The organism is Comamonas sp. 7D-2, assembly GCF_022749555.1.
Lineage (GTDB): Bacteria > Pseudomonadota > Gammaproteobacteria > Burkholderiales > Burkholderiaceae_C > Comamonas > Comamonas thiooxydans.
Genome location: NZ_CP094238.1, coordinates 5,281,829 through 5,307,671, shown reverse-complemented (window position 1 = coordinate 5,307,671; position 25,843 = coordinate 5,281,829). Strand labels below are relative to the sequence as shown.

At 62.4% G+C, this 25,843-nt stretch carries 26 protein-coding genes; 13 read left to right on the top strand and 13 right to left on the bottom strand.

What is annotated here, in order from left to right; genetic code table 11:
* Positions 1-43 precede the first annotated feature (43 nt).
* Positions 44-1,174 carry a tRNA 2-thiouridine(34) synthase MnmA gene (gene mnmA, locus MPZ60_RS24475; RefSeq protein ID WP_034350952.1) on the top strand — a complete coding sequence of 377 codons (1,131 nt, stop codon included), beginning with the start codon at positions 44-46 and terminating at the stop codon, positions 1,172-1,174.
* A 14-nt stretch (positions 1,175-1,188) separates the two neighbouring features.
* On the opposite strand, the gene MPZ60_RS24470 is transcribed toward mnmA, so the two are convergent.
* The 4 genes from MPZ60_RS24470 to MPZ60_RS24455 form a co-directional block, all read right to left on the bottom strand.
* A complete protein-coding gene (locus MPZ60_RS24470) occupies positions 1,189-2,385 on the bottom strand; it encodes a hypothetical protein (RefSeq protein WP_034350950.1) in 1,197 nt (398 codons plus the stop codon).
* 18 nt (positions 2,386-2,403) lie between these two features.
* Positions 2,404-4,278 carry an ATP-binding protein gene (locus MPZ60_RS24465; RefSeq protein WP_242607001.1) on the bottom strand — a complete coding sequence of 625 codons (1,875 nt, stop codon included), beginning with the start codon at positions 4,276-4,278 and terminating at the stop codon, positions 2,404-2,406.
* Between the two features lie 66 nt (positions 4,279-4,344).
* Positions 4,345-5,037, bottom strand: a complete 693-nt coding sequence (locus MPZ60_RS24460) for a response regulator transcription factor (protein ID WP_034350946.1) — start codon at positions 5,035-5,037, stop codon at positions 4,345-4,347.
* Between the two features lie 61 nt (positions 5,038-5,098).
* Positions 5,099-5,317, bottom strand: a complete 219-nt coding sequence (locus MPZ60_RS24455; protein ID WP_059440002.1) for a hypothetical protein — start codon at positions 5,315-5,317, stop codon at positions 5,099-5,101.
* Here MPZ60_RS24455 and MPZ60_RS24450 point away from each other — a divergent pair.
* Positions 5,316-6,008 (top strand): TerC family protein, encoded by a 693-nt coding sequence (locus tag MPZ60_RS24450; protein WP_034350943.1) that lies wholly within the window; start codon positions 5,316-5,318, stop codon positions 6,006-6,008. The genes MPZ60_RS24455 and MPZ60_RS24450 overlap by 2 nt on opposite strands.
* Before the next feature lie 74 nt (positions 6,009-6,082).
* On the opposite strand, the gene MPZ60_RS24445 is transcribed toward MPZ60_RS24450, so the two are convergent.
* From MPZ60_RS24445 to MPZ60_RS24430, 4 genes are all read right to left on the bottom strand, one after another.
* Positions 6,083-6,508, bottom strand: coding sequence for a barstar family protein (locus MPZ60_RS24445; RefSeq protein WP_003072350.1), 426 nt, complete (start codon positions 6,506-6,508; stop codon positions 6,083-6,085).
* A 142-nt stretch (positions 6,509-6,650) separates the two neighbouring features.
* Positions 6,651-7,070, bottom strand: a complete 420-nt coding sequence (locus MPZ60_RS24440; RefSeq protein WP_003066953.1) for a ribonuclease domain-containing protein — start codon at positions 7,068-7,070, stop codon at positions 6,651-6,653.
* 177 nt (positions 7,071-7,247) lie between these two features.
* Positions 7,248-8,771, bottom strand: coding sequence for a sodium/proline symporter PutP (putP, locus tag MPZ60_RS24435; RefSeq protein ID WP_080746049.1), 1,524 nt, complete (start codon positions 8,769-8,771; stop codon positions 7,248-7,250).
* A gap of 127 nt (positions 8,772-8,898) precedes the next feature.
* Positions 8,899-11,373: a penicillin-binding protein 1A gene (locus tag MPZ60_RS24430; protein WP_052057545.1), complete on the bottom strand. Its 2,475-nt coding sequence runs from the start codon at positions 11,371-11,373 to the stop codon at positions 8,899-8,901.
* 266 nt (positions 11,374-11,639) lie between these two features.
* On the opposite strand from MPZ60_RS24430, the gene MPZ60_RS24425 reads away from it, so the two are divergent.
* Positions 11,640-12,125: a glutathione peroxidase gene (locus tag MPZ60_RS24425; protein WP_034350942.1), complete on the top strand. Its 486-nt coding sequence runs from the start codon at positions 11,640-11,642 to the stop codon at positions 12,123-12,125.
* 66 nt (positions 12,126-12,191) lie between these two features.
* On the opposite strand, the gene MPZ60_RS24420 is transcribed toward MPZ60_RS24425, so the two are convergent.
* Positions 12,192-13,103 (bottom strand): LysR family transcriptional regulator, encoded by a 912-nt coding sequence (locus MPZ60_RS24420; RefSeq protein ID WP_034350941.1) that lies wholly within the window; start codon positions 13,101-13,103, stop codon positions 12,192-12,194.
* Between the two features lie 131 nt (positions 13,104-13,234).
* On the opposite strand from MPZ60_RS24420, the gene MPZ60_RS24415 reads away from it, so the two are divergent.
* Complete coding sequence (locus tag MPZ60_RS24415) at positions 13,235-14,143, top strand: pirin family protein (protein WP_034350940.1); 909 nt, start codon at positions 13,235-13,237, stop codon at positions 14,141-14,143.
* A gap of 82 nt (positions 14,144-14,225) precedes the next feature.
* Entirely contained in the window at positions 14,226-14,855 is a 630-nt protein-coding gene (ycaC, locus tag MPZ60_RS24410; protein ID WP_034350937.1) for an isochorismate family cysteine hydrolase YcaC, read from the top strand.
* Positions 14,856-14,958: 103 nt separating this feature from the next.
* On the opposite strand, the gene MPZ60_RS24405 is transcribed toward ycaC, so the two are convergent.
* Positions 14,959-15,363, bottom strand: a complete 405-nt coding sequence (locus tag MPZ60_RS24405) for a helix-turn-helix domain-containing protein (protein ID WP_278043680.1) — start codon at positions 15,361-15,363, stop codon at positions 14,959-14,961.
* A 157-nt stretch (positions 15,364-15,520) separates the two neighbouring features.
* Between MPZ60_RS24405 and MPZ60_RS24400 the strand changes: the two genes are divergently transcribed.
* Positions 15,521-16,528, top strand: coding sequence for an NAD(P)-dependent alcohol dehydrogenase (locus MPZ60_RS24400; protein WP_034350935.1), 1,008 nt, complete (start codon positions 15,521-15,523; stop codon positions 16,526-16,528).
* Between the two features lie 928 nt (positions 16,529-17,456).
* On the opposite strand, the gene MPZ60_RS24395 is transcribed toward MPZ60_RS24400, so the two are convergent.
* From MPZ60_RS24395 to MPZ60_RS24385, 3 genes are all read right to left on the bottom strand, one after another.
* Positions 17,457-18,521, bottom strand: coding sequence for a PAS domain-containing protein (locus tag MPZ60_RS24395; protein ID WP_034350932.1), 1,065 nt, complete (start codon positions 18,519-18,521; stop codon positions 17,457-17,459).
* Entirely contained in the window at positions 18,514-19,332 is an 819-nt protein-coding gene (locus MPZ60_RS24390; protein ID WP_034350928.1) for a hypothetical protein, read from the bottom strand. Before MPZ60_RS24390 ends, MPZ60_RS24395 begins: the two co-directional genes overlap by 8 nt.
* Positions 19,333-19,579: 247 nt before the next feature.
* On the bottom strand, positions 19,580-20,155 hold the full coding sequence (locus MPZ60_RS24385; RefSeq protein WP_034350926.1) for a flavin reductase family protein: 576 nt from the start codon (positions 20,153-20,155) through the stop codon (positions 19,580-19,582).
* 103 nt (positions 20,156-20,258) lie between these two features.
* Here MPZ60_RS24385 and MPZ60_RS24380 point away from each other — a divergent pair, with 103 nt between their 5' ends.
* The 7 genes from MPZ60_RS24380 (at position 20,259) to MPZ60_RS24350 (ending at position 25,583) form a co-directional block, all read left to right on the top strand.
* Positions 20,259-20,633, top strand: a complete 375-nt coding sequence (locus MPZ60_RS24380; RefSeq protein ID WP_034350925.1) for a VOC family protein — start codon at positions 20,259-20,261, stop codon at positions 20,631-20,633.
* Between the two features lie 252 nt (positions 20,634-20,885).
* Positions 20,886-21,128, top strand: a complete 243-nt coding sequence (locus MPZ60_RS24375; protein ID WP_019042688.1) for a hypothetical protein — start codon at positions 20,886-20,888, stop codon at positions 21,126-21,128.
* Between the two features lie 131 nt (positions 21,129-21,259).
* On the top strand, positions 21,260-21,871 hold the full coding sequence (locus MPZ60_RS24370; RefSeq protein ID WP_034350923.1) for a class I SAM-dependent methyltransferase: 612 nt from the start codon (positions 21,260-21,262) through the stop codon (positions 21,869-21,871).
* Positions 21,872-21,943: 72 nt separating this feature from the next.
* Positions 21,944-22,726, top strand: a complete 783-nt coding sequence (locus tag MPZ60_RS24365) for a hypothetical protein (RefSeq protein WP_034351515.1) — start codon at positions 21,944-21,946, stop codon at positions 22,724-22,726.
* Between the two features lie 81 nt (positions 22,727-22,807).
* On the top strand, positions 22,808-23,644 hold the full coding sequence (locus MPZ60_RS24360) for a tRNA-uridine aminocarboxypropyltransferase (RefSeq protein ID WP_034350919.1): 837 nt from the start codon (positions 22,808-22,810) through the stop codon (positions 23,642-23,644).
* Positions 23,645-23,799: 155 nt separating this feature from the next.
* On the top strand, positions 23,800-24,762 hold the full coding sequence (locus MPZ60_RS24355) for a transporter substrate-binding domain-containing protein (protein WP_034351513.1): 963 nt from the start codon (positions 23,800-23,802) through the stop codon (positions 24,760-24,762).
* Positions 24,763-24,812: 50 nt separating this feature from the next.
* Complete coding sequence (locus MPZ60_RS24350; RefSeq protein ID WP_034350915.1) at positions 24,813-25,583, top strand: sterol desaturase family protein; 771 nt, start codon at positions 24,813-24,815, stop codon at positions 25,581-25,583.
* The last annotated feature ends 260 nt before the right edge of the window (positions 25,584-25,843 follow it).

The following is a 25,843-nucleotide window of genomic DNA, read 5'->3' as shown; positions in this document are numbered from 1 at the left end:
CACGCCCGCAGCAGTTGACGGGCGCTGGGATAATCGCATACCTATGAGCAACAAGCAGCGTGTCGTGGTGGGTTTGTCGGGCGGTGTGGATTCCGCCGTCACCGCCTATCTTCTCAAACAGCAGGGCCATGAGGTCGTCGGCATCTTCATGAAGAACTGGGAAGATGACGACGACAGCGAGTACTGCTCGTCGAATATCGACTTTGTCGATGCGGCGGCCGTGGCCGACGTGATCGGCATCGAGATCGAGCACGTGAACTTCGCCGCCGACTACAAGGATCGCGTGTTTGCCGAGTTCCTGCGCGAGTACCAGGCCGGTCGCACGCCCAATCCGGACGTGCTGTGCAATGCGGAGATCAAGTTCAAGGCCTTCCTCGACCACGCCATGCGCCTGGGTGCCGAGAAGATCGCCACCGGCCACTATGCACGCGTGCGCCAGAATCCGTCCACCCAGCTGTTCGAGCTGCTCAAAGGCCTGGACAACAGCAAGGATCAGAGCTATTTCCTGCACCGGCTGAACCAGTCCCAGCTGTCCAAGGCCATGTTTCCCGTGGGCGAGCTGCACAAGACCGAGGTGCGCCGCATTGCCGAAGAGATTGGCCTGCCCAATGCCAGGAAGAAGGACTCGACGGGTATCTGCTTCATCGGCGAGCGCCCATTCCGCGACTTCCTGAACCGCTACATCAGCAAGGAGCCGGGGCCTATCCTCGACGACCGCAACCGCAAGCTGGGCAAGCATGTGGGCCTGTCCTTCTACACGCTGGGCCAGCGTTCGGGTCTGGGCATTGGCGGCGTCAAGGAAAAGGGCGCCGCCCGTGGTGCGGGGGACCATGCGCCCTGGTTTGTGGCGCGCAAGGAAATGGACAAGAACATTCTGCGCGTGGTGCAGGGCCATGACCATCCGCTGCTTCAGTCGCATGCCCTGCTGGCCGATCAGGTCAGCTGGGTGGCCGGCCATGCTCCGGCTGAGGGCAAGGCCTACGGCTCCAAGACCCGCTACCGTCAGCCCGATTCGCCTGCGCTGATTTCCCAGGCCACGGATGCCGGCTTCCGTCTGGACTTTCCAGAAGCGCAGTGGGCTGTCACCCCTGGTCAGTCCGCCGTGCTCTATGACGGCGATGTCTGCCTGGGCGGCGGCATCATTGCGCAGGTCGATCCTGCGGCCACTAGGTAAGCGCTAGGTAGGCGCTAGTAATCGCGGTTTTCATCAAACCACTGCTGGGCCTGCTCATCCGTCAGCTTCAGTGACAGTGCCGCAGGCAGTTGTGCCAGTTGCTGCACGGCCAGCCCCAGGTCTTCACGTTCGCTGGTTTCAATGCCCTTGACCGTGTTGAAGCGGGCGGCAAAGGCCGTCAGTGCAGCTTGCACATGGCCAAGGCTGCTGGCAGTGCCGATTTCCTGCTCTGCCAGCTCATAAGCCGCATGCGCAATCCTGGCGCGGGCTGCGGGCCAGCCCGCAAATGGCCGCCCATATTCCTTGGCCCACCATTCGGGCTTGCGCAACTGGCTGACGGATGTGTAGTCAGCCCAGGGTCGTGCCTTGGCACGGTCCTTGAGTTGCTGGCGCAGGTGTTTGCCAGTGGCTTCTTCCACGTTGTAGGCGATGAAGAAGTCCAGCTCCGGCCAGGTTGGCAGCGCAGGCAGTCCCGACAGATGGCGCATAAAACGCAGTGATAGCGCCTTGAGCTGCGTACATGATGAAAGCTGAGCCAAATCGCTGTGGTTTCCCCACAGGGAGAGCGATTCCAGCTTCGAAAACTGCAGCAGGTTTTGCAGCGAAATGGGTTGCTTTCCCGCTCCATTGCTCAGCTCCAGCGTGGTGACCTGCTTCAGGCTGCCCATGTCGGGCAGCTGGAAGGCCTCGTCGGCCGGGTTCTTGCTGGTGGCCGGGCTCAAACTCAGGCTTTCAGGCAGGCCTGCGGTGATGGTGATTTGCTCCAGATTGCCATGCAGATGAAGGCGCATGCCCTGCTGCGGCAGCTTCAGGTGGATGTGGCCCTGATTGCCCGCTTGCAGATGAATGCTCAGTTCGCGAATCTGTGACCGGCTGGCGTCGATATGTACATCTTGCTGCAGCTGTGGGTACCAGCTGAAGTTTTCGATAGCACGCAACTGCGCCCATGTGAAGAAGCCGCTGTCATTGCCCGTGTAGTAGAAGCTGCGTGGCCAGGGCGAGCCGGCGGGCGTGGCAAAGGGGTCAAAGCAGGACCAGAGCACGCAGGCGTCGACAGGCAGCCACAGGTCCGCTGTTTTCAACAGCGTCCTGGGGCCAAGGGTCAGGCTGCCCTGACCGGGGCTGGTTTTGAGTCTGTGCGGCGCGTCAGGAGTCAGCTGTAGGGTGAAGACGCCGTCTTCATGCGGTGTTCCGTCGATAAGCAGGGGCATGCAGAAAGCTTAGCGCAGTTACCAGATGCTCTGGGGAGACGGCATGGAGCTCTGTACATCGGTGTGGCGTTGCACCTTGCCGAACAGCGGCAGGCTGGCCCGCAGCTCGGTGCGGCCGGGGCGGGACTGTATGACCAGAGTGCCTTGCAGGCGCTCCAGTCGCGCCAGCATGCTGCGCATGCCCACGCCCATGCTGTTGATCTGTGTGCTATCCAAATCAAAGCCTGTGCCGTTGTCCTCGATCTGCAGCTGCAACTCCCTGGAGTCGGGAATCTCCAGCCGAACCTGGACTTGGCTGGCGCGGCTGTGCTTGATGACATTGGTCAATGCCTCTTCCAGCACGCGGGTCAGCGTCAGGCACTGAATGGGGCTGGGCGCGTGAGTCCAGTATTCGGGCAGACACCACTTCACCTGAATGTCCAGCTCCTCGAACAGCCGTGCAAAGCGGTGGCGCAGTGGAGCAAGCCACTGCGTGGGTGTCTCGGGAACCTGGATGGCGGTGCTGGTGCCGGTATCAATCATCTGACGCAGGTCGTCACGCATGAGCTTGAGCATGGACAGCACCTGGGCATTGGGCAAAGGGGCGCTGCTCTGCTCGACCAGGGCAATGGAGCGCACCAGAGAGCCGCCCAGACCGTCGTGCAGATCCTGGGAAATGCGCAGACGTTCCTGCAGGCGGGAGTGGCTCAGAGCCAGATGGTGCTCCCTCTCCAGAGTCTGGCTCAGGTCGTCGCAGGCCTGTGTGACGGTGAGACTGAGTTCGTGGTTGAAGTGCTCGATGCGGCGCATATTCCACACGACCTGCCGCCCCAGCAACCACGCGATCACCAGCATGCTCAGCAAGGTGGTGTAGGGAGTCAGCGTCAGATTGTGATCCAGGGTCTTGGTCAGCAGCAGCAGGTCATGCACGCCGATGGCCAGGTAGAGCACGAAGCAGAGGCTGAAAGCGATGTGGGCTGGCGTGCGTGTCTGCAGCGCGCGCAGTGGAAACAGCAGGCAGACCAGAGCGCAAAGACAGAACATCAGCAGCCAGACGGCCTGGCTCAGCGCCATCTGTGCATCGGGGACAGACAGGGCGAATACAGCGCAGAGGCCGCATATGCCGGTCAGCGTACGTTCCAGACGCATGAGGCGTAATTCGGCAAAACGCAGGGTAAAAATGCAGAAAGTGTAGGTAAAGGCAATGAAAACCAGCAGATTTCCCTTGGCAAAGGCCGGCGTGCTGCTGAAGGGCCAGGGATCAGTCATGACCATAAAGCAGAGCATCAGTGCCCAGCACATCAGATTGAGTGCGTACCAGCCATAGAGTTTTTGATTGCGGTTGTGGAGCCAGGCAAACGAAAACAGCAGGCATAGCACCAGGCTGACCGTGATGCAGACCATATAAATGGTGCGCAGGTTCCAGGTGGCCTGTGCCGTCCATTGCTTGAGCTCGGCTGGATGGCCTATGCGCAGCCGCCCCAGGCCTGGCGTCTGGCTGCTGAGCCCGTGGACGCGCACCCAGATGCTGTTGCCCTGCTCCTTGAGCAGCGCCTTGGGCAGCAGCCAGTAGCGTGGCATATTCCAGCTGCGGCTCAGCGGCTCCACCAGCGATTGATCGCGCCAGATCAGTTCTGAATTCACGAACACTTCGCCCGCCATTACGATATTGACGACGGCCAGCGCCACGGGCTGATCGCGCCCGCAGGGACTCTCCCAATCGATGCGGTACCAGGCTGCACCGTCATGGCCGGGCCAGCGTTGACTCCAGTCATCCAGCCCCGGCACATCCACCCATTTCAGCAAGGCCGCATCGGGTGGAGGCCCCTCGGGCAGTGCCCTGGCCGATTGGCGGGCCACAATGCGCGGTTCACAGAGCAGATCCTGAGGCCTGGGCTCCTGTGCCCAGGCCACGCCGCAACTCCAGCCCATGACGAGCGCAAATATCAGGCGGAGCAAGAGAGCCGACCGCTTGAACATTCAGCTCAGCAAACCGCGTGCCCGGGCCTCGCTGACCGCCTTGGTGCGCGAAGGCACGGCCAGCTTGCGGTAAATGTTCTTCACATGGCACTCCACGGTGTAGCGCGAGAGAAAGAGCGACTCTGCGATCTCCCGGTTGGTCATGCCGTCTGCGACCAGCTTGAGGATCTGGATTTCGCGGGCGCTGAGTATGGCTTCGGGCGGCATCTCCTTGTGCGCTTCCGTGGGCTGGGAGGGCTGCAACTCGGCAATGATGCGCCGTGCAATGAAAGGGTCGATGGGGGCGCCACCGCGCAGCACACTGCGTATGGACAGGGTGACCTCCAGGTCGTCGCGCTCCTTGAGCACATAGCCGTTGGCCCCGGCACGCAGCGCCGACAGAATGGCGTCCTCGGTGCTCCAGGCGGAGATGACCAGAATTCCCATGCCGGGATCGGCGGCGCGCAGCTGGCTGATCAGCTCTATGCCGCTGCCGTCGGGCAAGCCCAGGTCCACCAGTGCCATGGCGACTGGATGCTCCGCCAGCCGGGCGCGTGCCTGCCCCAGGGTTGCAGCAAAGATGAGGGCATCATCCGCATATCCGAGGCCATGCAAAATGTTTTCCAGCCGATTGCGGATCAACGGCTCATCCTCCACCACGATCAAGGGGCTGGGGAGAATGGACTCTGTAGGGAGGGAAAAAGTCTCTGCCATATTGTGTGAGGTGCCGCTGGTTTTCGTGTCCCACTGTTACCGAGATCAAGTCGCTTGGCTATCACTGAAAACTGGTAATTTGAGGTGCCTGCGGAGTCTGTCCCAAAACGGAAGCGAACTCCGTGGCCTGCAATTCCCATGACGTCAGAAGCAATACGCCGATAGCGGCTCCAAGAGGCAGTTGGCTAAACTTCCCTGCATTGATCACGCCTGGCTTTGCAATGCCGGGCGTTTGTCCGTTCAAGGTGCAATGTACAGAGAACTCAGGAATATTTTCCATGGATGCCATGCTCGGTGCCGATTTCTGGATCGGCTTGTTCAAGATCGTCTGGATCAACATCATTCTCTCGGGTGACAACGCGGTGGTCATTGCTCTGGCCGCACGTGGCCTGCCGCCGCAGCAGCAGAAAAAAGCGGTGCTGTTCGGCTCCGGTGCCGCCGTGGTGTTGCGTATTGTCCTGACGGTGGTGGCTGCCAAGCTGATGCAGCTGCCATTCGTCGAGGTGATCGGTGGCCTGCTGCTGCTGTGGATTGGCGTGGGCCTGCTCAAGGGCGAAGATGAAGAAGAGGATTCCGGCAGCGTGGCCAGGCAGGGCATGATGGCTGCCGTTCGCACCATTTTGCTCGCCGATCTGGTCATGAGCCTGGACAATGTGATCGCCGTGGCTGCGGCAGCGGGCGGCGATATGCTGCTGCTGATTCTGGGCCTTGCCATCAGCATTCCGCTGGTCATCTTTGGCTCCACGCTGATGATCAAGCTGATGGAGCGTTTTCCGGTCATCGTCACTTTGGGCGCGGCACTGATTGGCTGGGTGGCCGGCGAAACCATCACCAGCGACCATATGCTCGAAGGTTTTGTACGGATCAATCCCTGGGCGCATTACGCAGCGGCCGCCTGCGGCGCCGTGCTGGTGATTGCAATGGGCAAGTGGATGCAGCTCAAGGTCGCCACTCAGGACAGCACTGCCTGAGCCCTTGGTTCTGAAAGCAAAAACGCCCGCATTCAAGGCGGGCATTTTGTGTTGTGTGCGCCGCAGCAGCCGGCCTATAGGAATGAGTAAAAGCAGCGGAAGGGAATCTTGCGCTCTGCCCAGAAGTCCGCGGTATCGCGGAACACGTCCAGCAACTGCTCGCGCACTTCCTTGTCGAACTTGGGAGTGGTCGGAATCTGGTCGAGCACCACCACAAAACCGGGTTGCGGGCCGGATTTGTTGATCGGGTCGGTCATGCAGTCATACAGCGCATCCCAGTTCTTGCCAAAGTGTGCCGGCAGGTAGAACTGTGTGGACAGCAGCTCGAAAACATCGGCCTTGGTCTGGGCATGGGCCAGGTTGGCATAGAGGAAATGGGAGCCCAGCGCCTCTGCTGCTGCCTGAAGATCAGGAATGCGATAGGCGCGAATGGATTGCACGATGTTCGGGCGAACATTGCGCAACGGTGTTTCCGAGGGCTTACGAAGTGGCGTGTCCATCTCCGTGATTCTTTCTAAAAACATCAAAACTGGTGGCAGAGTCGGTACTGACAGCGCTGTAGGCTGTCTGCGCAAACCGCCGCTGCGGAATTCAAGAGGTCAAAAGCCGCTGTATGGCGGGCCTGGAGGGCATCTTTTAACTTCATTGGACGATTTGCTGAAAGCTGTTGTAGTGGTCGCCCGTGTAGAAGCAGGCATCGGGCACCTGGGGCTGCAAGCCGCCACAGACTATGCGTCGCGCACCCCGGTTTTTCGCGCCTGGCGTGCGCACGGTGTATTCGCGGTAATAGCCTCTGGCCTGGCGCGGAAGTATGCGCTCACGGTTGCCGAAAACTGTGCCGTCCTTGTCGCTGGAGAACGGACCACCCTGGAGGATGCGACCATAGGTGGTGCGGCCTTCGCGCGGCAGTTCGGCCAGGCTCACGGTCTCAAAGCCGGGAACGGTGGCACCGACTTCGGGCGCTTTGCGCGCCAAAGCCGCAGGGGATGCCAGCGCAAAAGCGGCACCCAGCATCAACGCTAAACCCGTCTGATATACCTTGGCTGCAGCGGCCTTGAGCATTCACTAAACCTTTCAGAATCTCAGGTAATGCCTGAAATTTCGACCCGTAAGTGTGACGGATAGGCCTCGAAAATGCAAGTTGCGCCTATTTTTTGTGCAGTCTGTCGAGCGGTTTTCGACGACAAAAAAGCCCTGTCGGCATGGCCGGACAGGGCTTTGGCAGGGGCGTGGCAGCTTTTATTCGCCGTGGGCAGCGATTTCAGCCTCTACCTCGCGGTGCTTGGCCGTGATCGTGGCAGAAGGCGCTTTGTCCAGCAGGCTGACCACTATGATTGCGATAGCGGAAAACGCAAATCCGGGAACGATCTCATAGAGCTTGAACCACTGGTAATGCTGCCAGACCAGAACCGTGACCGCACCCACGACCATGCCGGCCAGTGCGCCGTTGCGTGTCATGCGGGCCCAGAGCAGCGATATCAGCACCAGCGGGCCGAAGGCGGCACCGAAGCCGGCCCAGGCATTACTGACCATGCCCAGCACCTTGGCCTTGGGGTCCTGCGCAATGAGGATGGCGATCAAGGCAATGGCAAACACCATGGCGCGGCCAAACCAGACCAGCTGCTTCTGGCTGGCGCTTTTGTGCAGAAAGGTCTTGTAGATATCTTGCGTGAGGGCGCTGGAGCAGACCAGCAACTGGCAGGACAGGGTACTCATTACGGCCGCCAGCACGGCGGCCAGCAGCACGCCGCTGATCCAGGGATTGAACAGCAGCTTGGCGACTTCCAGGAACACGAGCTCATGGTTGCCATTGACGTTTGCCGCAATCTCGGGGCGGCTGGCAAAGAAGGCAATGCCGAAGAAGCCCACGGCCACGGCGCCGCCCAGGCACAGCATCATCCAGGTCATGCCGATGCGGCGCGCGTTGGGAATGGTCTTGATCGACTCGGCCGCCATGAAGCGCACCAGAATGTGGGGCTGGCCGAAGTAGCCCAGACCCCAGGCCAGCAAAGAGATGATGGCAATCGCCCCCTGACCCTTGAACATGTCGAAGGCGCCGCTGCGGGCGGTTTCGATGATGGCTGCGCTGGCCCCAACGCCGCCATCGGCATAGATCACCATCAGCGGCGCCAGAATCAGCGCGGTGATCATCAGCGACGCCTGGATGGTGTCGGTCCAGCTCACGGCCAGAAAGCCGCCGATGAACACATAGGCCATGGTGGCCACGGCACCCACCCACAGGGCTGTCTGGTAGTCCATGCCGAACATGGATTCGAACAGGCGGGCTCCGGCGACCACGCCGGAGGCGCAGTAGACGGTGAAGAACACCAGAATCACCAGCGCGGTGACGATGCGAAGCAGACTGCTGCCATCCTCGAAGCGGTTGGTGAAGTAATCGGGCAATGTCAGCGCATTGCCCACCTTTTCGGTATAGACGCGCAGGCGTGCCGCCACAAAGCGCCAGTTGAGCCAGGCACCGACGCACAGGCCGATGGCAATCCACGAGGCCGACAGGCCGGTGGCAAACACCGCCCCGGGCAGGCCCATGAGCAGCCAGCCGCTCATGTCCGATGCCCCGGCCGACAGGGCCGTGACCACCGAGCCCAGACTGCGCCCGCCCAGGATGTAGTCGGACAGGTTGGACGTGGCTTTGTATCCCGCCCAACCGATGAGCAGCATGCCCAGCAGGTAGATGGCAAAGGTGACTATGGTTGGCGTATTGGCGGTCATGTCGGCTCCGGATCGGCGCAGCGCCATCGGCATGTGGGTTACATGCCCGGCGAAAACAAATCCGCCAGCGGCCTCCTGGTGGGAGACCTGCTGGCGGGTATCAGTCTGCAATTGGACCAGTTATTCGACAGCCCAGTGGGGCATGTGGCTGAAAACCGCGCTACTGGCTGTCCTGCGGCGCATTCAGCGGCGCCGCAGGCGGCAGTGGTGTGCCTACGTCGCTCCAGCTTGAAGGCGCGGGGGCTTTGCTCGGTGCAGGCGCAGACATCATCTCGCCGGGAGCCAGCCCGGGGCTGCTGTCGAGGTCAGGCGGCTGGGCGCTGCTGTCGGCTGGCGCGGGCTGGCCGCCTGTCGAGGGCGGTGCAGCGGGCGTACTCTCGATGATGTCCACCTCGCTGCCGTTGCTTCTGTTGGGCGCTGGATGGGCGGGAGCTGTCGGCGCTGTGCGATCAGGGTTGTTGCCCTCATCTGCGGGCCCGCTCCATTCCTGAACCTTGTCGCGCAGACGGCCCACCAGATCGCTCCACCAGTGGCTGGTGTTGGGCTCGGTGAACCGGGCCTTGGCATTGAGCAGCGGGCTGCGCATGGCGCGCGACATGAAGTCACCCACCATGGGCAGGGCGCTGCGCGAACCCTGGCCCCACTGGTCGCTCTTGAGCGTGATGCGTGCATCGTTGAAGCCTGCCCAGGCACCGGCCACGATCTGCGGGTGCATGAGGATGAACCAGCCGTCGGCATTGCCCTGGGTGGTGCCGGTCTTGCCGGCCACGTCGGCGCGAATGCCATATTGCTTGCGAATCGCGCGGCCTGTGCCCTTGTCGATCACGGCGCGCATCATCTCCAGCAGACCGTAGTTCTCTTCCTCGTCCCAGACCTGATCGGGCTTGGGCGGGGTGAATTCGGCCAGCAGCTCGCCGTCGGCATTCTCGATACGGGTGACCAGCTGGGGCGGTATGTAGCGACCGGAGTTGGCAATGCTGCCGTAGGCGTTGACCATTTCCAGCAGCGTGACGGGGCTGGAGCCCAGTGCCAGCGAAGGCACGGACTCCAGCGGGCTCTGGCGCACGCCCAGGCTGCGGGCCAGCTTGATGACGCGGTCCATGCCCACTTCCTGACCCAGCTCGGCAGTGATGGTGTTCTTGGAATAGGCCAGCGCATCGCTGAGCTTCATGGGCACGCCCGTGGGCTCGACGGCATCGCTGGGACGCCATACCTCGCCGCCGGGCAGCTGGATTTCCACGGCCTCGTCCTTGCGTGTGTCCTCGGGCCTGGCGCCGCGCTGCAGGGCTGCACCATAGACAAAGGGCTTGAAGGTGGAGCCGGGCTGGCGACGCGCCTGGGCCACATGGTCGAATGCATCCTGGGCATAGTCGCGGCTGCCCACCCAGGCCAGTACGGCCGAGGTGCGCGGGTCTATGGCCAGAAAGCCGGCCTGCACGCGGGTCTTGTCCTCGCGCAGCTGCCTCATGAAGGTCTTGTCGGCCAGCAGCTTCTTGAGTGCCTCTTCCTCGCTGATGTCGGAAGGTTTGCCGCTTCTGGCGAGCCTGCGGAAGGCCTCCGTCTCGCGTACCAGCTGCAGCACCAGCGCGTTCTCTGCGCTCCAGCCGTCGCGGTGACTCCAGTTGTTGTTGGCAATGCCTTGCAGCGTATGCATCTGGCGGTTCACGGCCTGCTGCGCCCAGTTCTGCAGGCGCGAATCCAGGGTGGTGCGCACCACCAGGCCGTCGGTATAGATGTTGTAGTCGTGCTTGTCGGCCCAGGCGATCAGCCATTTGCGCAGCTGCTGGGAAAAATGCGGCGCCATGCCTGTAGGTTCTTCCTGGCGCTCGAAGTCCAGACGCATGGGGCGTTTCCTGAGGCGCTCGAACTCATCGTCCTTGAGTTCGCCGCGCTTGACCATCTGGCTCAGCACGGTGTTGCGCCGCGCAATCGCGCGGTCGGGGTTGATCACCGGGTTGTAATAGGCATTGCCCTTGAGCATGCCCACCAGCGTGGCGCTTTCCAGCACCGTGAGCCTGGCCGCCGGTTTGTCGAAATAGGTGCGCGCCGCCATCTCTATGCCATAGGCGTTGTAGAGAAAGGGCACGGTGTTCAGATAGGTTTCGAGAATCTCGTCCTTGGTGTAGAGCGCTTCGATCTTGAAGGCCGTGATCGCCTCCTTGAGCTTGCGGTTCACATTGCGGGCGCGGCCGATTTCCGTGGGATAGAGATTGCGCGCCAGCTGCTGGGTGATGGTGGAGCCGCCCTGGGGATTGCCGCCCAGCGTGTGGATGGCCGACCCCACGGTGCGCGTGAAGTCCATGCCATGGTGCTCGTAGAAGCGGTGGTCTTCGGTGGCCACGAGGGCCTTGACCACGGCGGGCGAAATCTGCTCCAGCGGCACCCACTGGCGGTTGCTGCGCTTGAACTCGCCGATCAGCTTGCCGTCGGCGCTCAGGATCTGCGCGGGTTGCTCGAGCTTGGCCTTGCGGATGTCGCTGATGCTGGGCGTGAACGGAATCAGCAGCAGCACATAGACGACAAACAGCACCGGCAAGGCTGCGGCAAACCACAGCCATTCACGCCGCGTCGGCCAGCGACGCCACCAGGGCAGGGCCGCAATGCGCTGGCCAGCAGTGCTGGCGCGAGCGCGCATCCACAGAGCTGTGGCCTGAGCTACCCATTTTTCTTTCAATTCGTTCAAGGACAAACGCACGTTGCAAGGCAGCCCGCCAAGGGCCGCAAGAAGGCAAGACTGCGAAGAATGCCCAAAAAACAGGCGCTCTGCTTGCGGGGATCGGTTTTTCTATGGTCGCAGCCCCGGTATTGTCTCTGTGGCGCGGTTATGCAGGGTTGTTTCTAGCTGTGAGACAAGTTGCCGACTGCCTTAAGCTTGCGGCTTCGCATTGGCGGGAGAGCAGCATGGCAAACAGCGTTTATGACTTTGAAGCCACCGATATCCAGGGGCGCAGCGTTCCTCTGTCGCAGTATCAGGGCAAGGTATTGCTGATCGTGAATACCGCCAGTGCCTGCGGCTTCACGCCCCAGTACAAGGGGCTGCAGGCACTGCACGAACAGTATGCGGACCGGGGCCTGGTGGTGCTGGGCTTTCCCTGCAACCAGTTCGGTGCCCAGGAAAAAGGCTCGGATGACGAGATCGCGAGCTTTTGCGAGCTGAACTTCGGCGTCAGCTTCCCGCTCATGCACAAGATCGAGGTCAACGGTGACGGTGCGCATCCGCTGTACCGCTGGCTCACCTCCGAAGCGCCGGGTGTGCTGGGCACCAAGTCCATCAAATGGAATTTCACCAAATTCCTCGTGGGCCGCGACGGGCAGGTGATACGCCGCTACGCGCCTCAGGACAAGCCCGAGAAGCTGGCCGGCGATATCGAGGCGGCTCTGGGTTGATGCTGCTGTTATCGTTTCGATAGCTGACAGCGCTTTCCCAGTAATTGCTGGAGGCGTTTTTGATGCTCAGTCTTCCGACAAGGTCCTGAAGGATTGAGCCAGATGGTCAAGCAGGGCGCGCACGGCAGGCAGCTGCCCGCGGCGCGAGGCATAGACGGCGTGGATGATCTCGGGCCGCGGCTGCCAGCCTGGCAGCACCTGCACCAGCGTGCCGCTGCGCAGCTCCTCGCGCACAAACATATTGGGCAACTGCACCACGCCGGCGCCCAGCACGGCCGCGTCGCGCAGGGCCAGCAAGGACTGCGTCACCAGCCGCGGCTGGTGTCTGACCTCGGCGCGCACGGCGTCGGGGCCGTGCAGCACCCAGCGGTGGGTTTCCTGCACGCCGCCCATGTCCAGGCTGGGCCAGGCCGAGAGGTCCATGGGGCCGCCGGGCTGACCCAGGTGCTGCAGCAGCTCGGGTGCGGCCACCAGGCATTGCCGGCGCTCGGCCAGCGTGCGCAGCACCAGATCGCTGTCCTGCAGCGGTGGCGGGCGCACGCGCAGGGCCAGATCCAGGCCTTCGCCGACCACGTCCACGCGCCGGTTGGTCTCGTCCACCTGCAGCTCCACGCGCGGATACAGGCGCATGAATTCGCCCAGCATGCGGCCCACGCGTGAGGCCAGCAGGGCCACGGGGCAGCTCATGCGCACCTTGCCGCAGGGCTCGGAATGCACCAGCGCCACCGACTCTTCGGCGGCCTTGGCCTCGGTCAGCATGGCGCGGCAGTGCTGGTAGTAGCGCTTGCCCACCTCGGTCACGGCAAAGCTGCGCGTGGAACGCAGTAAAAGCTGCGCGCCCAGGCGCTCTTCGAGCAAGGCCACGCGGCGGCTGAGCTTGGACTTGGGCAGGCCCAGGGCGCGGCCTGCAGGCGCGAATCCACCATGCTCGACCACTTGGGCGAAGTAGTAGAGCTCGTTGAGATCTGGCAGCTTCATCGTTTTAAAAATAGAACTCTGAGACTGAATATTGTGGGCTACTCAAGTTATCGTTCCAAATTCATACTTTCTCCATGTTCAACGCCTACGGTCTCCATAGGGACTGCAGGCCAGCCGCAAGGAGAAATGTCATGCTCAAGAAAATCCTGGGTGTCTACGAAGCTCCCCGTCCCCACTGGGTGGGCAACGGTTTTCCGGTGCGCTCGCTGTTCAGCTATGGCGACCACGGCAAGGCCCTGAGCCCTTTCTTGCTGCTCGATCACGCCGGTCCCCAGAGCTTCACGCCCACCACGGCGCGGCGCGGCGTAGGCACGCACCCGCACCGCGGCTTCGAAACCGTGACCATCGTCTATGAGGGCGAAGTGGCCCACCGCGACTCCACGGGCGCCGGCGGCACCATCGGCCCCGGCGATGTGCAGTGGATGACGGCGGCCTCGGGCATCCTGCACGAGGAGTACCACTCCGAAGCCTTTGCACGCAGCGGTGGACCGCTGGAGATGGTGCAGCTGTGGGTCAACCTGCCAGCCAGGGACAAGATGTCCGCCCCCGGCTACCAGAACCTGCTGAATGCCGACATCCCGCAGGTCGCTCTGCCCGATGACGCGGGTCATCTGCGCGTCATCGCCGGTGACTACCGTGGCAGCAAGGGGCCCGCCTATCGCGGCCCGGCGAAAACCTTCACGCCCATCAATGTCTGGGATGTGCGGCTGAACGCCGGGGCCGCGACCGAGCTGCAGGCCCGGGTCGGTCACACGCTGGCGCTGGTGGTGCTGCACGGCACGCTGCTGGTCAACGGACAGGAGATTGCCCGCGCCGGACAGCTGGTGCATATGGATCGCGCTGCGGACAGCGTGCATCTGGAAGCCAACAGCGACGTCACGCTGCTGTGGCTGTCGGGTGAACCGATTGACGAGCCCGTGGTCGGCTACGGCCCCTTCGTCATGAACAGCGACGAGGAAATCCAGCAGGCGCTGGAGGACTTCCGCAGCGGCCAGTTCGGCCGCATCCCGGCGGTCGAGCGCCATGGCGCTGCGGCCTGAGCAGGTCGCACGGTATCGAGTTTTCCCACCGGCGGGCGCGCCCGCCGGCTTTCACCCACCTCCACTCTTGAAGGAGATTCCCATGAGCCAAAAGCCTTACGTTCGCCTCGACAAAGACAATGCCGCCGTGCTGCTGGTCGACCACCAGACCGGTCTGCTGTCCCTGGTGCGCGATATCGACCCCGACAAGTTCAAGAACAATGTGCTGGCCTTGGCCGACATGGCCGAGTACTTCAAGCTGCCGACCATCCTGACCACCAGCTTCGAGAACGGCCCCAATGGCCCGCTGGTGCCCGAACTCAAGGAAAAATTCCCCACTGCCCCCTATATCGCGCGTCCCGGCCAGATCAATGCCTGGGACAACGAGGACTTCGTCAAGGCCGTCAAGGCCACGGGCAAGAAGCAGCTTATCGTCGCCGGCGTGGTGACCGAGGTCTGCGTGGCCTTCCCCGTGCTGTCTGCCCTGGCTGAAGGCTTCGAGGTGTTCGTCATTGCCGATGCATCGGGCACCTTCAACAGCATGACCCAGCAGGCTGCCTGGAGCCGCATGGAGCAGGCCGGCGCCCAGCTCATGACCTGGTTCGGCGCGGCCTGCGAGCTGCACCGCGACTGGCGCAACGACATCGAAGGTCTGGGGACTCTGTTCTCCAACCACATCCCCGACTACCGCAATCTGATCAACAGCTACACCACGCTGACCGCCGGCAAATAAGCCCTGCGGCTTCAGACCAAAGCCCGCAAGCTTTTGCAGCCTGCGGGCTTTTTGCTGTCGATTTATTGGAATTGATAGCTGCTGACGTTTGATGGGTAAGCGCTCAAGCCTGTTTTTGCTTCAAATCTGGCAGGCAGCTTGCGCTGTTCTGATCTGTGTCGTGCATGGGCTCGGCCTGAGCAAAGTTCTTGCTGTAGGCGATGCCCCAGTTGCGCATGGCGATCAGCACCGGCTGCAGGCTGCGGCCCAGCTCGGTCAGCGCATAGTCCACGCGCGGCGGCACTTCGGCATACACCGTGCGCTCGACGATGCCGGCTTCTTCCAGCTCGCGCAGCTGCAGTGTCAGCATGCGCTGGGTAATGCCGGGGATGGCACGGCTCAGCTCGCCAAAGCGCTTTTTTCCATGCAGCAGCTGAAACAGGATGATGGGCTTCCAGGTGCCACCCATGACGGACAGCGTCACCTCCACGGCGCAGCCGCTCTTGCTGTTCAATCGTTTCATGGGCACCTCGCTGCAGTTCCAAAGTGCAAGCATCCTAGCGTCAGCCCGCATTCATGCATTGCTTACATTTTTAATACTACCCAACAAATATGTTGGTACTGGTGGTGGCTGCGCATTGAAGGCACCATGCGCAGCATCTGTTTCACCTCTTGAGGAGCACTCCATGAAAGTCATGCAACTGGCCGCGCCCGGCGGTTTCGAAAACCTGAAGCTTGTCGACCTGCCCGCACCTGCGGCGCCTGCTGCGGGCGAGATCCAGGTGCGCATTCACGCCAGCTCGCTCAACTACCATGACCTGGGTGTGGTGCGCCGTCCCGGCGCGGCGGCCGACGGCCGCATTCCCATGGCTGACGGCGCAGGCCTGGTCACGGCAGTGGGCGCAGGCGTGAAGGAATTTGCCGTGGGCGATGCCGTGGTCTCCACCTTCTTCCCGCAATGGCTGTCGGGCCGTCACGTGCCCTCCGACTTCCAGCTCGTGCCCGGCGACGGCGTGGACGGCTTTGCACGCGAATTCGTGAACCTGCCCGCCACCAGCTTTACCCATGCCCCCGAGGGTTGGAGCCATGCCGAGGCCGCCACGCTGACCACGGCCGGCCTCACGGCCTGGCGCGCGCTGGTGGTGGACGGCCATCTCAAGGCCGGCGACACTGTGCTGGTGCTGGGCACGGGCGGCGTCTCCATCTTTGCGCTGCAGATGGCCAAGAGCATGGGCGCCACCGTCATCGCCACCACCTCCAGCGCGGCCAAGGCCGAGCAGCTCAAGGCATTGGGAGCCGATCTGGTGATCAACTACAAGGACCAGCCCGAATGGGGCGACGCCGTGCTGGCAGCCACCGGCGGTCGCGGTGCCGATATCGTGGTCGAGGTCGGCGGCCCGGGCACTCTGCCCCAGTCCATTCGTGCCTGTGCCGTCGGCGGCCATATCGCGTTGATCGGCGTGCTGACCGGCTTTGCGGGCGCCGTGCCCACGGTGGAGATGATGCGCAAGCAGCAAACCCTCAAGGGCCTGATCGTCGGCAGCCGCGAGCAGCAGCAGGACATGGTGCGCGCGCTGGAAAACTTCGGCTGGAAGCCCGTGATCGACAGCCGCTATCCGCTGGAGCAGATGGTGGCGGCCTTCGAGCATCAGGCAGCGGGCAGGCATTTCGGCAAGATCTGCCTCGAATATTGATGGCTGATGGCGCTTTGTGCGCCTGGGTTTGAGGATGATGGGGCATGTGGTTCTTGTTGGGTCGCATGCCCTTTTTGTTTGGATAGCTGTCCGTGCTTGCTGCTATCGGGCTAGAGGCGGATTAGGTTCTTGGTTTGGTTTATTCGGCGATATGCCATGATTTATGGACAGAGGGCGGGTCTCGGCCCGCCTGCCGACCTACTTTCTGCTGCTGGTATGCCGGACCACCAGAAAGTAGGCAAAGAGCCAGCCCCTGCTGCGCACGACCCCTTCGCTTCGCTACGGGGCAACCTGTGCCGTCAAGCTCTTGGGGCTGTGCGGCCCAACTCACTTCGCGGCAAGCCGCTGCGTTCAAGCAAACGGCCGCAAGTTAGAGCACGAAGCTGCTGCACTCTGCGGTGCAGCAGCCAGCCCAAGAGCTTGCCGTCGTAGGCGTGGGCAAAAGGGGCGATAGCGAATGCGGACAGCCAGATAGCTTCTTTGTGAAATTGATAGCTGCTACCGCAATCCAGGTAAGCGCTAGAAGCCAATTTCGTTAAAACTCTCGCAGGCCCTCCGCACCCGCATTCACCCGTGTGTCTGCGCCTGCGGCACGCGGTTCGGGCTGCGGGCATTGGCACCGCAGAGTGCCAATGCTTTGTCATCAAATTTGCGGCAACCTGTCTGAGCGGCGCGCGTAGCGCAAAGCGAGTTTTGCCGCACCGCAGACCGAATGGCGTGACGCAGGTTTGCCCGGAGCGAAGCGCAGGGACGCGGACAGTCGGGGCGTGTTCTTTTGCCTTCTTTGCTTGCACGAACAAGAAAAGAAGGTCGCCTGCCGGGGCGAGACCCGGCCTCTGTCGCAGGCGACGCAGCAAACGGTGAATTCAGGGCAGTAGGAAATTGATAACTGCTAGCGTTTGCTGCATAAGCACTACAGCCCAAAACTTCAATCCTCAGCCCCCAACACCACCCGCGCCGTCAAAGCCGTCCGCCCCGGCGACGACTCAATCCCCAGCAGTCCGCCGACCCGCGCAATGCGCACGGCCATGGAGCGCATGCCCACGCCCAGACCCGATGCATCCACGGCCTGCACATCAAAGCCTACGCCGTCATCCTCGATCTCCAGCAGCAACTCCTCGGCCTGCGGTTGCACCAGGGACAGGCGCACATGGCGGGCCTGGCTGTGCTTGATGACATTGGTCAGTGCCTCTTCGATCAGCCGGGTCAGAGCCAGGTATTGCAGCGCGTTAGGCGGCTGACTCCAGCTTTGCGGAAACTGCCAGTCGCAGCGCACACCCAGGGCCTCGAACAGATCGTTGAAGCGGCGGCGCAAGGGTGCCAGCCATTCCTGTGGAGTGGCTGGCACGCGCACCTGGGCCGAGGCGTTGCTGTCTATGCTCTGGCGCAGATCGTTGCGGATGAGCTTGAGCATGGACAGCACCTGGGGCCGGGTCATGGCATCGCTGCCCTGCTCGACGGAAGCAATCATATGGACCAGCTCGCCGCCCAGGCCGTCGTGCAGGTCGTGGGTCAGGCGCAGGCGCTCCTGCAGGCGCGCGTTGGAGAGCTTCTGGGCCTCCAGCTCGGCGCGCAAATGTTCGGATTTTTTCTGCTCGGTGATGTCGAAGGTGAAGCCGATCAGCGCTGTGGGCTGGCCCTGTTCGTCGCAGAGCACATGCACCACTTCCTTGACCCAGACAAAGCGGTTGTCGCTGGTCAGCGCCCGGTACTCGGCCTCGTGATCCACACCCGCCAGGCACAGCTCCACGCAGCGCGAGACGGTTTGCTCGCGCTCGTCGGGGTGGATGCGTTCGGCCCAGTCGTTCACGGTCTCCCAGCTCTCGGGGCTCCAGCCCAGCAGATCAGCGATCTGCGGGCCGATATAGCTGTATTTCTTCGTGATCCAGTCAATCTTGAACGGAATCGCCAGGGTGGATTCCAGCAGCGTCTGGTAGAGGCCGTTGTCCGTGTCGGGTTCAAGGGTGCGCAGGCGGGGGCGGGCTTCAAGCATGGGACGCTCCTGTCAGATCGAGAAGAGGGTGGGTGGTGGGCAGCTCGTTCCAGAACCAGTAGAAATAGCCGCCTTCGGTCTGCAGCAGGGTCTGGGTTTTGACGCTGGAACGCTCTATCCCGCTCCAGCAGGCCAGGGCCGAGTTGCGGTTGCCGTGCAGATCCAGGCAGGTCTGTCCGGGCAGGCTGGGCCGGGGCGGCACATACAAGGCCATGCCGCGCGGCAGCCAGAGGTCTGCCAGGCAGATTTTCTGTTGCTCCGGCCAGTACTTTCCCACCGAAATCACCAGCGGCAGGTGAGGGTCGATGGAGGCGAAGACATGCGGGAAATCGTGATGCTCAAGGTCGGTACAGACCTTGCCCAGCAAGCGGTAGCCGGTTCCCTCATAGGGGGAGCGGTGTCCGGCAAACATGCCGTACTCATAGTCGACCAGCGAAAGATGTGGCTGGGGGCTGGTGATGCGAATTCCCTGGCCCGGCTCGATCAGCGTCATGCCGAATGCCGCTGCAGTTTGATGCGTGACTGCAATGGCTTCGTACTCGACCTGATCGGCCTGGAACTCCAGTCTGGTCTGATTGCCGTACTTGGGGTCGGGGTGGGTGGTGGTCGCAGAAAGGACGCGGTATGCGTTGCCGATGACGGCCGTGGGGTCACTGGTTGCAGGCTCAAGCAGCTGCAAGCCTGTGGGCGGCTCTGCGCAATAGTGCGGGAACCCATGGATATTGCAGAAAAACGGTGTCTGCGACAGATCGACCGACGTCGGCGCATCTTCTTTGATGAACAGCACGGGATCAAAAAACTCTTGCGCCATTGCCTGTCACTTCACGGTGATTGATAGCAGAGATCGTTGCCCTGTGCGGAGGTACGGCACCTGCAGTCATGGGTTGCTTGATATGTCAGTCAGTGATGCAGTCTAAATCAAGGCGGTTACAAAGACCCGGGTGTGCAGGCGCTGCGGGCCAGGGCGCCTGAGGGCGTCAGTGGCCGTCACGGCAAAGTTCGCATTATTTTGATAGCTGCCGGCGCTTGATACATAAGCGATGCGGCCATGAGAGCTTCTATTTCACGAGCACCGATTCGCCAATCGCGAAGAACTGCCCGCCCGCCACATAGTGCAGGGTGCGCAGCTCGGCAGGCGCGGAGCCGAACTCCCAGTGTCCATTGCGGAACACGCGCTCGTCGGCCCAGGCGGCGACGACTTCGGCGATGAACAGGTCATAGCTTTGCTGGTTGTGCGGCTCGGGGATCAGCTTGCAGACCAGCCATGCGGCGCAGCCTGCCACAAGCGGTACAGCTAAGCCCGGTGCGTCGAAAAGCTGCACACCATGTTTGACGAGTTTGTGGGGTTCGGTGACGGCGCTGTCCGTACCTATGCCCACCGTCAGCGCGGCCTGGGGCACGGTGGGCAGTTGCACGGCAAAGAGGCCGCTGCCCTCGACCAGCGCACGCGTGCGCGTGGCCTTGTCGAGCACCACGCTGATCTTGGGCGGTGCGAAATCGAGCGCGCAGGCCCAGGCAGCGCTCATGGCATTGCGCTCGCCCGCATGCCGGGCCGAGACGATGACTGTGGGGCCGTGGTTGAGCAGGCGGTAGGACTTGTCCAGGGGAACCGGGGTGAAATGGTCTGGCAGCATGGCGGGCTGAATATGGGTGACAGAAGAGGGCGGCAAGCTCCCGTTACGATGGCTTGCCGATTTCCCATCTTCGCCCGAAACAGGGCTTTTCCAGGAGACAACCATGTTTAGCCACATCATGCTGGGTGTAAATGATCTGGAGTCCAGCAAGCGCTTTTACGACGCGCTGCTGGGTCAGCTGGGCATTGCGCCCGGCGTTGCCAACAAGAACCGCTTCTTCTACCGCAGCCCCACGGGCGTGTTTGCCATCTCCACGCCCATCAACGGCGAGTCGGCCAGCTCGGGCAATGGTGCGACCACGGGCTTTCTGGCCCAGTCCACCGATCAGGTGAATGCGGCCCATGCGGCAGGCCTGGCAGCGGGTGGTGTGTCGATCGAGGACGCGCCGGGCTGGCGCGGCGACTCCATGTATCTGGCCTATCTGCGCGACCCAGACGGCAACAAGATCTGCCTGGCCTATCGCCCCGCGAAGGTCTGATCCAGGCTGCCTGAACCAGGGCCGCGCAAGCGGCCTTTTTTATCTTCAGTGGAGGGGATCAAAAACAGGAGCTGTCTGCGCTTGCAGGGCAAGGCCTTGAGCCACGAACGGCAACATGGAGTGCGGTCATGCCCGACCTGCAAGCGGTGATGCTGTGCCCGCTGCCGGTGCAAAACCGGGGCAGGCGGCACAATGGCTGCTTTGCAGCGCGGGCGTATGTCCGGGGCCTGCACCACATTCAGTAGTTTTTTCATGACCAACACCACCACTCCTGCCGAAGACCATCTGTGCGACGCCTGTGCCGGCATTCAGCGCAACTGGCGCAAAGCCCCCGGCCATGCCGAACTGATGCAGCGCGGCAACCGCAAGGAGGAGCGCGGCTCGACCACGGCGACGGTGACCCGCTATGTCTGCGAGCGCTGCGGCACGGTGTGGGACTATGAGAACAACAAGCAGGACCAGCGCAAGGGCTGGTCCGTGGTTGGCAGAATTTAACCCCCTGAGGCGCTGCGCGCCTTGCCCCGGTGGGGCCGCCCAGGCCCTTGCTGGCTGTCTCTTTCCTGAGTCAGCGTCGGTTTTTGAAGTTTCGGCGTCTTCGGGCGCCGTTTGTTTTTGAAGGAGGCTGCGTGCAATCAGCAAGCAACGAGTGGTTTGACGAGGCGTATTACCAGCGCTTTTACTTTGACAAAAAGACCAGCGTGATCGACCCCGAGCACGCGCGGCGGCTGGGTGCGTTTGTCTGCTCGTATCTTGCGTATCTGCGCGTGCCCGTGCAGCGGGTGCTTGATGTGGGCTGCGGCATAGGCCTGTGGCGCGAGGCGGTGCAAAAGCACTTTCCGGGCGTGCAGTATCAGGGCGTGGAGTTCAGTCCCTATCTGTGCGAGCGCTATGGCTGGGAGCAGGGCTCGGTGGTGGATTGGCAGCCCAAAGATTGCCAGCCTTTCGATCTGGTGATCTGCCAGGGCGTGCTGCCCTATCTGAGTCCGACTGACCTGAAAAAGGCGCTGGCCAATCTGGGCCGGCTGTCGCGCGGCGGGCTCTACATCGAGGCTGTGGCACGCGAGGACTACGAGCGCGACATCATCGACGAGGAACTGACCGACCCGCGCCTGTATCGCCACCGCGCCGAGCTGTACCGCCGCGGCCTGCAGCCTCACTTCAAGGAGCTGGGCGGCGGCGTATGGCTGAGTCGTCAGGCCGATATGCCGCTGTTCGAACTGGAGTGCGTTGGGGGCTGAAGCCTCTGGTTCTTGGTGATTTCGGGGCCTGCACCTATATTGCGGGGCTTGCGAACTCACAAGGATATGCAGATGCCTCATCGCTGGATCAAACGCTGCGGAGTCTGGACCGCTGCCATGGCTGGCGCTGCCCTGCTGCTGGCCTGCTCGGATTCCAAGACCGAGGGCGCCGCGCCCCCGGCACAGGCCCCCGCAATTGCGCCAGCCCCTGCGCCGGCACCGCCTGCCGCAGAAGCCAGGCGCGTGATCGACCAGTTGTTCAGCACCGAGACCATAGGCATGAATCTGGCCTATGTGCAAAAGATTGCCGGCCCGGCCATGCGCTCGGAATTCCACCGCCACCAGTTCCGCACCGACGGCTGCGATATCACTCTGGTCAGCGACGAGGCCGACAAGGTGATCGAGTCTGTCGAGATCGATATCGCACCAAGCTGCAATCTCTCGCTCAAGAGCGTGCTGAACGTGTCCGAGGGCCAGCCCGATATCAAGCTCGGCGACCTGACTTTCGGCAGCTTCGAGCCCTTGTTGGACAGCCGCTACTATGCCGACTGCCTGACGCTGTGCGGCAATGCCGCCGACCCCGTGGTCTATCTGGAGGCCAAGGGCTCGCGCCTGACCAACTTCATCAATTACTCGGTGCAGGCCCCCATGGTTGACGGCAAGGTGCTGGATGCGACGGCCGCCTGGCGCGACGCCATGGTCAAGGCCGAGTCCGACGACTATGTGCTGGACACGCGTTTCAACTGCGAGCCGAACCGCTTCAGGAACGTGATTTCCGCCGGACTCAGGAATGCCAGACCCACGGTGTTCAGCTTCGGCCGTGGTCCGACCTTCGAGCAGGGCGACTGCGACTAAGCTGCGCTCCTGCAGCATCAGCACTGGATTTGGCAAAGGCGGGACAATCCGGGCATCTGTCCGAACTCGCTGGTGTCTGTCTTGCCCGCTTCCACGCCTTTGTCCTCCGCCACTCTGACCCCGCAGAAAAGCGTTGCCTCCACGTTGCCCCCGCATGCCGTCTCGCGCTTGCGCCAGGCACGGCTGGCGCGCAGCACGCGTCCGTTTCTGGCGCGTGGCGGCCCCAAGGGCGAGCGCTGCGAGGGCTGCCGTTTACGCCCCTCCCACTGCATGTGCGCGCTGCGCCCCGAGTTGGCCACGCGCGCGGCCTTCTGCCTGCTGATGCATGATGCCGAGCCGCTCAAACCCAGCAACACGGGCTGGCTGATTGCCGACGTGGTGCAGGACACCCATGCCTTCGGCTGGTCGCGTACCGAGCTGGACCCCCAACTGGAGGCCTTGCTGGCCGATCCGCAATGGCAGCCCTATGTGGTCTTCCCCGGTGAATATGCAGAGCCTGCAGAGCGTGTGCTGGAGACGCTGGACGGCGGCGACAGCCGTGCGCTGCAGCCCGGCAGACGCCCGCTGTTCATACTGCTGGACGCGACCTGGTCGGAGGCGCGCAAGATGTTTCGCAAAAGCCCGTATCTCGATGGCTTTCCCGTGCTCAGCCTGCACCCGGATCTGATCTCTCGCTACCAATTGCGCAGATCCAAGCGCGACGACCATTTCTGCACCAGCGAGGTGGCGGCGCTGTGTCTGGAGCTGGTGGGCGATGCCGGCGATGTGCAGGCCGGCCAGGTACTGGAGAGCTATCTGGGGGTGTTTACCGAGCGCTATCTGCAGGCCAAGCACCAGCAGCCGGTCGATGAGGCCAGCAGCGCCCACCAGCGCCTGCGTGAACTGATGGGGGCCGCCCCCGCCAAACGCGACGCATGAAGCGCAGTGCAGGCATAAGCATTCCACTCAAAGCAATAAGCGAACAAGGACAATCGGGCCAGGGCCTCATGACTGCATGAGGTGTGTGCCGGATCGGGTTGGTGATGAGCGCCGATGACCAGGGGTCTCGGCGCTTTTGTTTTTGGGAGTGGATGATGGGCATGTCCTTGAAATGGGTTGGGCTGGCAGCAGCGCTGGTATGTGCGGGTTCGGCCATGGCTGCGGGCAAGACTGAAGCGGCGAGTTCCACTATCGGTGCCAATATCGACACGGCCGTGGATCTGTCCGCATCGCCCACGTTGCAGCGCTGGCAGGCCGGCGGCACCGTGGTGCTGGGCGTGCGCGAAGCCGCTGTCCCCATGTCCTACGCGATCGGTGCCAACGAGAAGTTCGTCGGCTATCACATGGACCTCTGCGAGCGCGTGGTGCATGCGATCGCGCCCAAGGCCCAGATCAAGTACATGGTGCTGACGCCGCAGAACACCATGCCGCTGATCAACAACGGCACGGCCGATTTCAATTGCGCCAGCATGACCAACAACCTCACGCGCCAGAAGCAGGTGGCGTTTGGTTTGACCACCTATGTCAGCGAGGTGCGCATGGCCGTGCGTGCCGACTCGGGCATCACCTCCTTCAAGCAGCTGCAGGGGCGTAATGTGGGCGCCATCACGGGCACGACGGCGGTGCAGATTCTGCGCAAATACGCCAGCGACAACGAGCTGAACTTCAAGACGCTGATGAGCAAGGACCAGTTCGAGAGCTTTCTGATGCTGGAGTCGGGCCGCGTCGATGCCTTTGTGCTGGACGACAACATGCTGGCCGGCGTGATCGGTCAGAGCAAGAATCCCAAGGGCTACAAGATCGTGGGCGAGGTGATTGGTGCCGAGCCGATTGCCATCCAGTTCAGCAAGAACGACCCGCAGATCAAGAAGGCCGTGGACGGCGCCATCTTGCAGATGATCCGCTCGGGCGAGATGCACAAGCTCTACGCCAAGTGGTTCATGCAGCCCATTGCGCCCAAGAACGTGAATCTGAACCTGCCCATGGGCGAGGTGCTCAAGAAACAGCTGGCCGCGCCCAACGACACGCCGCTGGAGCAGTTCGTATTGCCCCAATAAAGCACTGGAGCGGCGCCAGTCGATAGACTGCATGGCAAACCTCAAGGGGAATGATTGCCGTGCTGGAGTACCTGGTCTATCCGCTGATTGCGCTGCTGTTCGTGGCAGTCTTCACGCGCGAGGTGATTGCGCCCGCCTCGCGCAATCTCTGCGACCGGCGCTGGCTGATCTACAGCAGCGCCCTGGGCGCGCTGACGCTGGTCTGCACGCTGGTTCTGGGCTGGTTGCTGGAGGAGCGCATTCGCCAGCATGCGCTTTTCGATGTGGGGGCACGCTGGAACCCGCTGCTGGCGGGGCTGCTGAGTTTTTTCATCACCAGCTTTGTCTTTTACTGGTGGCACCGCGCCACCCATGCCTCGGACCTGCTGTGGCGCGTGTTCCACCAGCTGCATCACAGCGCACGCCGCATCGAGGTGCTGACTTCGTTCTACGCCCACCCGCTGGACTCCTGCGCTGCCATGCTGCTGAGCGTGATCTCCAGCTACTGGGTGCTGGGTGCCAGCCCGGCGGCGGCGGCCGTGGCCCTGGGACTGACGGCGGCCTTCGACCTGTTCACCCATGCCGACATGCGCACGCCGCGCTGGCTTGGCTATGTGTTGCAGCGCCCGGAAATGCATACCGTGCACCATCAGCATGGCCACCATGCGCAGAACTACGGTCTGCCGCTGTGGGACATGCTGTTCGGCACCTGGACCAACCCCGCCGAGCGCGCGCAGAAGCTGGGCTTTGATGACGACAAGTCCGAGCGCGTGGCCGAGATGCTGCTGTGGCGCGATGTTCACCAGAGTGCGCCCGCCTGCGGGCGCCGCAAGTCATCCTGAAGCTTCGAATTTGATAGCTGATGATGCCGATGGGTGGAGCTCGGCATGCTGTTTTTGTTCTTAATTGTTAACACGGCTTGCCAAGACCCTGCCAGAGCCTGGCAAGCTCTGCCCCTGGTTTGGGACGGCGGCAAAAATCTGTTCAAATTGGCCCGGTCTGTTCACCTGTCAACAGACGCCAAGCCGTCTGGCTGTGGGCATCCATAACAATCTGCCGTCTCACCGTCAGTGAGCTGAAGCAGACAAATCGCCTGCCAGGT